Source organism: Klebsiella sp. HMSC16C06, from assembly GCF_001808325.1.
Taxonomy (GTDB): Bacteria; Pseudomonadota; Gammaproteobacteria; order Enterobacterales; family Enterobacteriaceae; genus Klebsiella; species Klebsiella variicola.
The window spans coordinates 282,804-295,116 of the sequence record NZ_KV793011.1; the positions used below are offsets into that span (position 1 = coordinate 282,804).

8 protein-coding genes are annotated in these 12,313 nt (G+C 60.4%); 3 read left to right on the forward strand and 5 right to left on the reverse strand.

Annotated features, from left to right (window positions below; all coding sequences use genetic code 11):
- Positions 1-163: 163 nt before the first annotated feature.
- The 3 genes from HMPREF3142_RS18745 to dacD all read right to left on the reverse strand — a co-directional run bounded on the left by HMPREF3142_RS18745 (position 164) and on the right by dacD (position 3,134).
- A complete protein-coding gene (locus HMPREF3142_RS18745) occupies positions 164-1,222 on the reverse strand; it encodes an FUSC family protein (RefSeq protein WP_004203544.1) in 1,059 nt (352 codons plus the stop codon).
- A 98-nt stretch (positions 1,223-1,320) separates the two neighbouring features.
- Positions 1,321-1,794, reverse strand: coding sequence for a DNA gyrase inhibitor SbmC (gene sbmC / locus HMPREF3142_RS18750; protein ID WP_016161443.1), 474 nt, complete (start codon positions 1,792-1,794; stop codon positions 1,321-1,323).
- Between the two features lie 176 nt (positions 1,795-1,970).
- Complete coding sequence (dacD, locus tag HMPREF3142_RS18755) at positions 1,971-3,134, reverse strand: serine-type D-Ala-D-Ala carboxypeptidase DacD (protein WP_016161444.1); 1,164 nt, start codon at positions 3,132-3,134, stop codon at positions 1,971-1,973.
- 180 nt (positions 3,135-3,314) lie between these two features.
- On the opposite strand from dacD, the gene sbcB reads away from it, so the two are divergent.
- Complete coding sequence (gene sbcB / locus HMPREF3142_RS18760) at positions 3,315-4,739, forward strand: exodeoxyribonuclease I (RefSeq protein WP_023297932.1); 1,425 nt, start codon at positions 3,315-3,317, stop codon at positions 4,737-4,739.
- 105 nt (positions 4,740-4,844) lie between these two features.
- On the opposite strand, the gene fusA is transcribed toward sbcB, so the two are convergent.
- Positions 4,845-6,947 carry an elongation factor G gene (gene fusA / locus HMPREF3142_RS18765; protein WP_070612305.1) on the reverse strand — a complete coding sequence of 701 codons (2,103 nt, stop codon included), beginning with the start codon at positions 6,945-6,947 and terminating at the stop codon, positions 4,845-4,847.
- Positions 6,948-7,187: 240 nt separating this feature from the next.
- On the opposite strand from fusA, the gene HMPREF3142_RS18770 reads away from it, so the two are divergent.
- Positions 7,188-7,496 (forward strand): ArsR/SmtB family transcription factor, encoded by a 309-nt coding sequence (locus tag HMPREF3142_RS18770; protein WP_008804136.1) that lies wholly within the window; start codon positions 7,188-7,190, stop codon positions 7,494-7,496.
- A gap of 16 nt (positions 7,497-7,512) precedes the next feature.
- On the opposite strand, the gene nifJ is transcribed toward HMPREF3142_RS18770, so the two are convergent.
- Complete coding sequence (gene nifJ, locus HMPREF3142_RS18775) at positions 7,513-11,028, reverse strand: pyruvate:ferredoxin (flavodoxin) oxidoreductase (protein ID WP_064171026.1); 3,516 nt, start codon at positions 11,026-11,028, stop codon at positions 7,513-7,515.
- 403 nt (positions 11,029-11,431) lie between these two features.
- Here nifJ and nifH point away from each other — a divergent pair, with 403 nt between their 5' ends.
- Entirely contained in the window at positions 11,432-12,313 is an 882-nt protein-coding gene (gene nifH, locus HMPREF3142_RS18780; protein WP_004203553.1) for a nitrogenase iron protein, read from the forward strand.

The following is a 12,313-nucleotide window of genomic DNA, read 5'->3' on the forward strand; positions in this document are numbered from 1 at the left end:
ACACCCCTAATAATTGAGATTCGGATTCGTAAAGCGACTGCGTTATAGGGCTAACATAACTGCTAGCAGTCGCTGATGACAATGTTTTTTCCTTTGCGTTTATCATAACCCTAAACGCTGCTGAATCGAAACAACCCATGCAGTTACCCGGTGCATCTGGTGCTTATTTGCGCAACGCGCGGCAGATCAGATGCGACAGCAGCTCCAGCTGGCGCGCCAGTTCAATCGAGAGCCAAACATAGCCATGAATTGGGGTTTCCGCCAGGCTGTCGTCCCCCTGCTCTTTCATCAGCTGGCGCAGTTCGAGGACGATCTCATTCAGCTTTTCATTGTTGGCGCGCACAGGCTGAGGGTTCCCTTCATACAAGGCGTGGGCGATGGCCAACAGCGTCTGCTGGGTCATCTGCTGCGTCTCCCGCAGGGTGTGCGCATTGAGCATCACAAAATGACCCGGACGGGTGGCCCACCAGGCGTTGATCTGCAGCTCCAGCATGCAGACGAGGTTGCGGCTGACGGTCTGGATAGCCTCGAAGATCGCCTTCTGGATGTGCGTCTCTTTGCTGGCGGGGGTGATCAGCCCGCGCATTTTGACGACGTCGTTCAGCGCCTGTTGGAGATGCTTTTCCAGCCGCGGCCGATCCACCAGATTTGGCGAGAAGCCGGCCTGGTAGAGGCGGTTAAAGTTGGTGACATAGCTGGCCATCTGGATGCGCCAGTGGATGAACGCCCGCTGCGGCCAGATACCGGTAAACAGCATCGCCAGCAGCGAGCCGAAGATCACGTCGCCGCTTCGCCACAGCGCGGTATGCATATCGCCGGGCGGCGCCCCGACCACCACCGACAGGGTAATGCCGATCAGCAGTGCCTGATAGGGTTTCTTGCCCAGCGCCAGCCAGCCGCAGAGGAACATCGCCGCCGCGCACCAGAGGACCATCAGCGGCAGGGAGATGAGCTCAAGCTTCAGCGCCACCAGCCCCAGCGCCGAGCCGAGGATCGTGCCGCCGATGCGCTGAAACGCCCGCGGCACGACGTTGCCCCAGAAGGAGATCGGACCCATCACCACCACCAGGGTGATGAGAGGCCAGGTCCCCTCAGGCACGTTCAGCAGCCGCACCAGCAAAAAAGTGAGCACAAAGGCCAGCGCAATCCGCACGCCATGCACCACCCGATAATGGCGATACAAGCGGATCTCAAATGGCTTGAGTGATTTATCAGCGCGCACAACCCTCTCCGGCAAAACGAAAAGGCCAATTGTAACTGCTTTTTCGCCCGGAGCGTGCCGGGAATGTAAAAATCCTTGTCCGGAACAGGGGTAAACCGCTACGACGCTACGCGCTCAACGGGGACATACATGTCGATATCCCAGTAGCCGTCGTGGTTGCCGTCGTTGAGATAGATCTCAAAACAGGGCCTGGGGGCCACGCGATACGTTGTGCTCTGCAGCAGGCTGTCGAAAAACTGCATCCACGGGGTGGCAAAATCGTAATCCACCACCCGCGCGCGGGCGCAGGCGTAATCCCCGCCGGCAATCGCCGCCAGTATCACCCCTTCGCTGTTGGCGGGAATGACGTAATCCTCGTCAACGGCGACCACGGTGGCGCAGCGCAGTTTTTCCGCCGGCACTTCCTCCGGGTTATCGTAGTAGACGGCAAGCCATTCACGGGCGGGCACCTGATGGTTCTCAACCCACATCATCAGTTGCTCAAACCCCTGCTTGACCGTTTGATCCCAGGGCCCGACCAGATGGAAACCGGCAATGGTTTTCTTGCCGAGGGTGGTGATACTGTAGTTCATCTTGCCTCCTTTGGGGATAAATGACTGTATGAATATACAGTTAATTTAACAGGAGATCCCCCCTCAGTATGTGCGCGAATTCACAGAGTCGCCATCACACTGCTGAAAAAACAGGCGCCCCGCCAGCAGGAGCGACAGACGAAAAAAAACCGCCTGCAAAGAGGCGGTTATCATGGTTACAGCTCGTGGTGCAGGTAATCGCTCATTCGCGAGAACACCCCGCCTTTATTGATGCTTTCGAGGGTGACCAGCGGATAGTGCCCCACCACCTTGTCGCCGTCATACAGCGAAATCTCGCCGACCCGCTGGTTGGCGGCGATCGGCGCCTCCAGATCCTTCTTATCCAGCACATATTTCGCTTTAATCCGCGACACTTCCGCCTTCGGCAGCGCTAACCAGAAATCCTGATCGGTGCCGAGCTTAATCTGCTCTTTATCGCCGTACCAGATGCGTTCGGTGCCGACCTTCTGGCCCTTCTGCAGCACCTGCACGGTGTCAAAGTTCTGCTGCCCCCAGTGCAGCAGTTTAGCGGCCTGCTGCTCGCGGCCTTTCGGACTGTCCGCCCCCATCACCACGGCGATCAGCCGGCGCTGGCCATCCACCGCCGAGGCGATCAGGTTGAACCCGGCGCCCGAGGTGTGGCCCGTTTTCAGGCCATCGACGTTCATGGTTTTATCCCACAGCAGACCGTTACGGTTTTGCTGGGTGATCCCGTTCCACGTCAGGCTTTTCTGGCTGTACATGTGGTAGACGTCAGGTTCGCCATGAATAATCGCCCGCGACAGCACCGCGAGGTCATAGGCAGAACTGTGCTGGCCCGGGGCGTCGAGGCCGTGGACGGTTTCGAAATGGGTATCCCGCAGGTGCAATTTTTCGACATACTGATTCATCAGGGCGACAAACTGCGGCTGGCCGCCGGCGACATAGTCGGCCAGCGCGACGCAGGCGTCGTTACCGGAGTCGACAATCAGCCCACGGCTGAGGTCGCGGACGCTGACCCGATCCCCTGGTTTTAAGAACATCAGGGATGACCCGTCGAACACCGGGTTGCCCTTCGCCCAGGCGTCTTTACCCACGGTGACGATGTCGTCAAAGGTGATACGATGGCTGTCGATGGCGCGATCGACCACGTAGCCGGTCATCAGTTTGGTCAGACTGGCAGGATTGCGCTGCTGATGTTCGTTACCCGCGGTCAGGACCTGACCGGTGGTGTAATCCATCAGCACCCAGGAGCCAGCCTGAATAGCCGGTGGCGCGACCGTAGCAGGGAAGTCGACGGCAAATGCGCAGGAAACGCTCGAAGCGAGCAAAGATACAGCAATAAACAAACGGCCTTTCAACGGCATATCCTCTAGATTTACAGATCCGCCGTCCTTTTTACGGAACTTCGCGTTTCATATCAGGGTTTAATTGCAAGAAAATATGACACAGCAGAGGAAGTTGCTTGCCGTTACCCTTCTGAGGACCGGGCAAATCGTTTACCATACCGGTCGCACGCCACCACGGATAATGAACAGACTATGCAAGATAGCGTCAACCAGCCCGGATTTTTATTCCACGATTATGAAACCTTCGGCACCAGCCCTTCCCTCGACCGGCCGGCGCAGTTCGCCGCCATCCGCACCGACGCGGAGCTGAACGTGATCGGCGAGCCCGAGGTGTTTTACTGCAAGCCCGCTGACGATTATCTGCCGCAGCCGCAGGCGGTGATGATCACCGGGATCACCCCGCAGGAAGCGCTGGCCAAAGGGGATAATGAGGCCGCGTTTGCCCGCCGCATCCACGATCTGTTCACGGTGCCGCAAACCTGCATCGTCGGCTATAACAACGTGCGCTTTGATGACGAAGTGACGCGGAATATCTTCTATCGCAACTTCTATGACCCTTATGCCTGGAGCTGGCAGCACGATAACTCGCGCTGGGATCTGCTCGACGTGATGCGCGCCTGCTATGCCCTGCGTCCGGAAGGGATCACCTGGCCGGAGAATGACGAGGGTTTGCCCAGCTTCCGGCTTGAACATCTGACCGTCGCCAACGGTATTGAACACCAGAACGCCCATGACGCGATGGCCGATGTGTACGCCACCATCGCCATGGCGAAGCTGGTGAAAACCCGGCAGCCGCGGCTGTTTGATTATCTCTACAGCCACCGCAATAAGCGCAAGCTGGCGACGCTCATCGACGTGCCGCAGATGAAACCGCTGGTGCACGTCTCCGGCATGTTTGGCGCCGCGCGCGGCAACACCAGCCTGGTGGCGCCCCTGGCCTGGCATCCGGAAAACCGCAATGCGGTGATTATGGTCGATCTGGCGGGCGATATGGCGCCGCTGCTGGAGCTCGATGCCGATGCCTTGCGCGAGCGGCTTTACACCCCGCGCGCCGAGCTTGGCGATCTGCCGGCGGCGCCGATCAAGCTGGTGCATCTCAATAAATGTCCGGTGCTGGCTCAGGCCAATACCCTGCGCCCGCTGGATGCCGACCGGCTGGGGATCTCCATTCAGCGCTGTCTGGAGAATGCCCAGCTGCTGCGGGCGAATCCGCAGGTGCGCGAGAAAGTGGTGGCGGTCTATGCCGAAGCCGAGCCGTTCGTGCCGTCCGAAAACGTCGACGCCCAGCTTTACAATGGGTTCTTTAGCGATGCCGACCGCGCGGCGATGAAAATCGTGCTGGAAACCGAACCGCGCAATCTGCCGGCGCTGGATATTACCTTCGCCGATAAGCGTATCGAACGCCTGCTGTTTAACTATCGGGCGCGCAACTTCCCCGGCACGCTCGATGAACATGAGCAGCAGCGCTGGTTAGAGCACCGTCGTCAGGTGTTTACGCCAGAGTTTTTGCAGGCCTATGCCGATGAGCTGCAGATGCTGTATCAGCAGTATGCGGATGATAAAGAGAAGCTGGCGCAGTTGAAGGCGCTGTGGCAATACGCACAGGATATTGTCTGATTGGCAGACATTCCCGGGTTGCGGCTAACGCCTTACCCGGGCTACAAACGATGGCTGGACTCGTAGCCCGGGTAAGACGCCTCGCGTCGCCCCCGGGAACGTTGCTTAGCTTTTCGCGCGGCTGGCGATGATTTCATCCGCCACATTACGCGGCGCTTCCGCGTAATGGTGGAACTCCATGCTGTAGGTTGCCCGTCCCTGAGACATCGAGCGCAGCGTGGTGGAATAACCAAACATCTCCGCCAGCGGCACGTCGGCGCGGATGATCTGGCTGCCGAAGCGCTCTTCCATCCCCTGCACCATCCCGCGACGGGAAGAGAGATCGCCCATAATATTCCCGGCGTACTCTTCCGGCGTCTCCACCTCGACGTGCATCACCGGCTCAAGGATCACCGGATCCGCTTTGCGCGCGCCTTCCCGGAAGCCAAAGATCGCCGCCATGCGGAACGCCATCTCCGAGGAGTCCACGTCGTGGTACGACCCGAAGGTCAGGGTCGCTTTCACGTCAACCACCGGATAACCCGCCAGCACGCCGGTGCCCATCGCTTCGCGCAACCCTTTCTCCACGGAAGGGATGTACTCGCGTGGCACCACGCCGCCTTTGGTGGCGTCCTCGAAGACGAAACCGCTGCCCGGCTCCAGCGGCTCCAGGGTCAGCACGACTTGCCCGTACTGCCCTTTGCCGCCGGACTGGCGCACAAATTTGCCTTCCACGTCCGTCACTTTCTTGCGCAGGGTTTCGCGGTAGGTGACCTGCGGACGACCAATGTTGGCCTCGACGCCAAACTCGCGCTTCATCCGGTCGACAATGATCTCCAGATGCAGCTCGCCCATACCGGAGATAATCGTCTGGCCGGACTCTTCATCGGTATGCAGACGGAACGACGGATCTTCCGCCGCCAGCCGCTGCAGCGCGATGCCCATTTTCTCCTGATCCGCTTTGGTCTTCGGCTCGATGGCCAGCGAAATCACCGGCTCCGGAAACTCCATCCGTTCGAGGGTAATGATCGCATCCGGATCGCACAGCGTATCACCGGTGGTCACATCCTTCAGCCCAACACAGGCCGCGATATCCCCGGCGTGCAGTTCGTCAACTTCGTGGCGGTCGTTGGCCTGCATCAGCACGATACGCCCGATGCGCTCTTTCTTGCCCTTCACCGGGTTCCACACCGCATCGCCTTTCTTCAGCGTCCCGGAGTAGACGCGGATAAAGGTCAGCTGGCCGACGTAGGGGTCGGTCATCAGTTTGAACGCCAGCGCCGACAGCGGCTCATCGTCGCTCGGATGGCGTTCCGCCGGCTGGCCTTTCTCATCAACGCCTTGTATCGCCGGAATATCCAGCGGCGACGGCATCAGCTCCACCACCGCATCGAGCATGCGCTGCACGCCTTTGTTTTTAAAGGCGCTCCCGCAGAGCACCGCCTGGATTTCCCCCTTCACCGTGCGCTGGCGCAGACCGGCAACGATCTCCGCCTCGTCCAGCTCGCCGGTTTCCAGGTATTTATCCATCAGCGCGTCGCTGGCTTCCGCCGCCGCCGAGACCATTTTCTCCCGCCACTGCTGTGCCGTCGCCAGCAGATCGTCAGGGACAGGCCCATAGCTGAAGGTCATGCCCTGGGTGGCGTCATCCCACAGGATGGCGCGCATTTTCACCAGATCGACAACGCCGGTGAAATGCTCTTCGGCGCCAATGGGGATCACAATCGGCACCGGGTTAGCCTTCAGACGGTCGATCATCATCTGCACCACGCGGAAGAAGTCCGCGCCGGGGCGGTCCATCTTGTTGACGAAGGCCAGCCGCGGAACGTGGTATTTATTTGCCTGGCGCCAGACGGTCTCAGACTGGGGCTGCACCCCGCCGACGGAGTCATACACCATCACCGCGCCGTCGAGCACGCGCATGGAACGTTCCACCTCAATGGTGAAATCCACGTGCCCCGGGGTGTCGATGATATTGATCCGGTGCGGCTCGAAGCTGCGGTCCATACCCGGCCAGAAGCAGCTCACCGCCGCCGAGGTAATGGTGATCCCGCGCTCTTGCTCCTGGGCCATCCAGTCGGTGGTTGCCGCGCCATCGTGTACTTCACCCAGCTTATGGCTCATCCCGGTATAAAACAGGATGCGCTCGGTGGTGGTGGTTTTACCGGCATCGATATGCGCGGAGATACCGATGTTGCGATAACGTTCGAGGGGGATGGGTCGGGGCATGATGCGTCCTTAGTCGTTTTGACTGTCAGTCTGCGGTCGGAATGATCCGCAGTTCATTTAACTGCCGCCTATCATAGTACAACTGTACGAGTATATTCGAACTATTTTTGCTATTATTACGATTGGTCAGGTTGCGGCGGCGCGCGTGGCATCAGAACCGGAGTTTGGGTATAGTAGCCGCCAGCCGCCGATATGGGCTGCGGCTGCCATGCGCCGCGCCACCGCCGACACAGGATTATTATGATCGCCAATCACCCCGAACGAGAACAAATTCGCCTGGAAAATGTCCTTTCCGCGCTCGGTAACCCACTGCGACTGGAGATCATCCGCACGCTGGCCGACGGCAGCGAGCTGAGCTGCAACGCTCTGCGCCAGGAAGAGGTGGCCAAGTCCACCATGACCCACCACTGGCGCGTCCTGCGCGACAGCGGTGTGATCTGGCAACGGCCTCAGGGACGGGAGAACATGATTTCGCTGCGCCGGGAAGATCTGGACGCCCGTTTTCCCGGCCTGCTGGATACGCTGCTGAACGTCATGCAGCAGCCGTGAATCGCTAACCGACAGCCTACTCCTCTCCCGCCAGCCGCTGATACTGCCTGAAACGGGCCCGGGCATCGTCCTCCGTTTTCCGGAACAGCGCGTCCGCCAGATCCGGCGTGGTTTTATGCAGCGCGGCATAGCGCACCTCGCCGAGCAAAAAGTCGCGGAAACTCTCTTCCGGCTCTTCGGAGTCCAGTATAAACGGCGTTTTGCCCTCGGCTTCCCGCTGCGGATGATAACGCCACAGGTGCCAGTATCCCGCCTCCACCGCCCGCTTCGCCTCGCGCTGACTGCAGCGCATCCCGGCTTTCAGGCCGTGGTTGATACAAGCGGCATAGGCGATCACCAACGACGGTCCCGGCCAGGCCTCGGCCTCGGCGATGGCCCGCAGGGTCTGATCTTTATCGGCGCCCATGGCGATCTGGGCGACGTAAACATTGCCGTAGCTCATCGCCATCATGCCGAGATCTTTTTTACGCGTACGTTTCCCCTGAGCGGCAAATTTGGCGATCGCCGCCACCGGGGTCGACTTGGACGACTGGCCGCCGGTGTTGGAGTAGACCTCGGTATCAAACACCAGAATATTGACGTCTTCCCCACTGGCCAGCACATGATCGAGGCCGCCGAAGCCGATATCGTAGGCCCAGCCGTCGCCGCCGAAGATCCACTGCGAACGCCGGACGAAATAGTCGCGGTTCTGCCAGAGCTGCTCCAGCAGCGGGACGCCCTCTTTTTCCGCCGCCAGCAACGCACTGAGGCGGTCCGCGCGCTCGCGGGTCCCCTCCCCCTCATCCTGCTGCGCCAGCCACTGCCGCATCGCGGCGTGAAGCGCGTCGCTGACCGGCAGCGCCAGCGCGGCGGTCAGCTCCTCGGCGATCTGTTGGCGGATCGCCTGGCCGCCAAGCATCATGCCGAGGCCGAACTCGGCGTTATCCTCAAACAGCGAGTTTGCCCACGCCGGCCCGTGGCCGCGATGGTTGGTGGTATAGGGCATCGAAGGCGCGCTGGCGCCCCAGATCGAAGAGCAGCCGGTGGCGTTGGCGATCAGCATCCGGTCGCCAAACAGCTGGGTGATAAGCCGGGCATAGGGCGTTTCTCCGCAACCCGCGCAGGCGCCGGAAAACTCCAGCAGCGGCGTTTCGAACTGGCTGCCTTTGACCGTCGTTTTGCGAAACGGGTTATCTTTTGGCGCCAGTCCCAGGGCGTAATCCCAGACCGGAGCCATCGCACGCTGGCTGTCGAGGGAGACCATCTGCAGCGCCTTGCCGCGCGACGGGCAGCTCTCCACGCAGTTGCCGCAGCCGGAGCAGTCCAGCGGCGAGATAGCCAGATGATAGTGATAGTCTTTGGCCCCCTGAGCGGGTTTACTCAGCAGCCCGGCGGGAGCCGTGTCCTGCTCTTCAGCGCTCAGTAACGCCGGGCGGATCGCCGCATGCGGGCAGACAAAGGCGCACTGGTTACACTGGGTACAGCCGTCAGGCTGCCAGACCGGCACCTCCAGCGCGATGCCGCGCTTCTCCCAGGCGGCGGTGCCGGAGGGAAAGGTGCCGTCTTCCATCCCGGCGAAGGCGCTCACCGGCAACAGGTCGCCACGCTGGCGGTTCATGGGCTGCAGGATATCGCGGATGAAGTCCGGCATCAGGGTGCTCGCCTGCGGTGCCGGCGCCTCGAGGGTCGCCCAGTGGGCGGGTACCGTCACCCGGTGCAGCGCCGCCATCCCCAGCTCGATAGCCCGCTGGTTCATCTCAATGACGCTCGCCCCTTTGCTGCCATAGCTTTTCTCCACCGCCTGCTTGAGATAGTCCGCCGCCGTTTGCGGCTCGATAATCGCCGTCAGCTTAAAGAACGCCGCCTGCATCAGCATGTTAAAGCGCCCACCGAGGCCCAGCTCGCGGGCAATGTCCACCGCATTAAGGGTATAAAAGTCGATCTTTTCCTGCGCCAGATAGCGCCGGACGCTGACCGGCAGGTGCTGCTCCAGCTCCGCCTCCGACCAGCTGCAGTTGAGCAGAAAGGTGCCTCCCGGCTTCAGCCCCTCCAGCAGGTCGTAGCGGTCGACATAGGATTGCTGAGAGCAGGCGATAAAATCGGCCCGGTGGATCAGGTAGGGCGAGGTGATCGGCCGGTCGCCAAAGCGCAGGTGCGAAACGGTGATCCCTCCGGACTTTTTCGAGTCGTAGGAAAAGTAGGCCTGGGCGTAGAGTGGCGTGTTATCGCCGATGATCTTGATGGCGCTTTTGTTCGCCCCGACGGTGCCGTCCGAGCCCATCCCCCAGAATTTACAGGCGGTGATCCCGGCATGGGAGACCGCCAGCGGTTCCTGCCGGGCGGGCAGCGAGGTAAAAGTGACATCATCGACAATACCCAGGGTAAAGCCGTCCTTCGGCAGCGGCTGCCTGAGGTTGTCAAACACCGCGGCGATATCGTTGGGCAGCACGTCCTTACCGCCGAGCGCGTAGCGGCCGCCGACGATCAGCGGCGCATCGTCGCGTTGATAGAAGGCGTTCTTGACGTCGAGGCACAGCGGTTCCGCCTGCGCCCCCGGCTCTTTGGTACGGTCAAGGACGGCAATACGCTGCACGCTGGCGGGCAGTTGCGCGAAAAAGTGCGCCAGCGAGAACGGCCGATAGAGATGGACGCTGAGCAGCCCCACCTTCTCCCCCGCCGCATTCAGCGTCTCCACCACCTCCTGGACGGTGTCGCACACTGAGCCCATGGCGATAATCACCCGCTCGGCATCCGGCGCGCCGTGGTAATTAAACAGGTGATATTCCCGCCCGGTCAGCGCGGTGATCTTCGCCATATAGCTTTCCACCAGATCGGGCAGCGCGAGGTAGAAGCGGTTACCGGCCTCCCGCTCCTGGAAGTAGATATCCGGATTTTGCGCGGTGCCGCGGATCACCGGATGATCCGGGTGCAGCGCCTGCCGACGAAAGCGCTCCAGCGCCGGCCGGTCCAGCAGCGTCGCCAGTTGCTCATACGCCAGCACCTCAATCTTCTGTATTTCGTGCGAGGTGCGAAAGCCGTCGAAGAAGTTGATAAACGGGATCCGCCCGGCGATCGCCGCCAGGTGCGCCACCGCCGACAGGTCCATCACCTGCTGAACGTTATTCTCCACCAGCATGGCGCAGCCGGTCTGGCGTACCGCCATCACGTCCTGATGGTCGCCAAAAATATTCAGCGAATTGGTCGCCAGCGCCCGCGCGCTGACGTGAAAAACACCCGGCAGCAGTTCACCGGCAATTTTGTACAAATTGGGGATCATCAGCAGCAGCCCCTGCGACGCGGTGTAGGTGGTGGTGAGCGCTCCCGCCTGCAGCGCGCCGTGCACCGCCCCGGCGGCACCGGCTTCGGATTGCATTTCCATCAGGCGCACCGGCTGGCCAAACAGATTCTTTTTCCCCTTAGCGGCCCATTCATCGACATTTTCCGCCATCGGCGTGGAGGGGGTGATGGGGTAGATGGCCGCCACGTCGGTAAAGGCGTAGGAGATCCAGGCCGCCGCCGTGTTGCCATCCATTGTTTTCATGTTTCCGGACATCGTTCAATCCTCAAAGGTGAGCGTTCTCTTTACCGCGGCAGCCCGCGGCAAACCCTGTCACCTCTCCAAGCACAGCCTGTGCCAGCTCGCGAATTGCCGCCTGTCACTCACCAATTCAACAGGTTAAGGGAAGAAACGCACAGGCCCGTCCGGCGGGATTGCGGGGAATAAGACACTGTGCGCGACAAGCTGTTGAACAGGTGACAAAGCGCCGCGCCGGGCCCGTGGCGGGAAATTGTTCTGTTTCGCACATTTGGTAGCGTTATTGTGCCGTTTGCTCAGCCTCCCGGCGCGGCCGTTTTACAAAAAACACTTATTGATCAAATAACTGAGCAAAAATTCGCAGCTGGTACGTTCCCTGCACTTCTCTGCTGGCAAACACTCAACAACAGGAGAAGTCACCATGACCATGCGTCAATGCGCTATCTACGGTAAAGGCGGTATCGGTAAATCCACCACCACCCAGAATCTCGTCGCGGCCCTCGCCGAGATGGGTAAGAAAGTGATGATCGTCGGCTGCGATCCGAAAGCGGACTCCACCCGTTTGATCCTCCACGCTAAAGCCCAGAACACCATCATGGAGATGGCGGCGGAAGTGGGCTCGGTCGAGGATCTGGAGCTCGAAGACGTTCTGCAAATTGGCTATGGCGATGTCCGTTGCGCCGAATCCGGCGGCCCGGAGCCAGGCGTCGGCTGTGCCGGACGCGGGGTGATCACCGCCATCAACTTCCTCGAGGAAGAAGGCGCCTATGAAGAAGATTTGGATTTCGTCTTCTATGACGTCCTCGGCGACGTGGTCTGCGGCGGCTTCGCCATGCCGATCCGCGAAAACAAAGCCCAGGAGATCTACATCGTCTGCTCCGGCGAGATGATGGCGATGTATGCCGCCAACAATATCTCCAAGGGGATCGTGAAGTACGCCAAATCCGGCAAGGTGCGCCTCGGCGGCCTGATCTGTAACTCACGCAAAACCGACCGGGAAGACGAACTGATCATCGCCCTGGCGGAGAAGCTTGGCACGCAGATGATCCACTTCGTTCCCCGCGACAACATTGTTCAGCGCGCGGAGATCCGCCGGATGACGGTGATCGAGTACGACCCGACCTGTCAGCAGGCGAATGAATATCGTCAACTGGCGCAGAAGATCGTCAATAACACCAAAAAAGTGGTGCCGACGCCGTGCACCATGGACGAGCTGGAATCGCTGCTGATGGAGTTCGGCATCATGGAAGAAGAAGACACCAGCATCATTGGTAAAACCGCCGCTGAAGAAAACGCGGCCTGA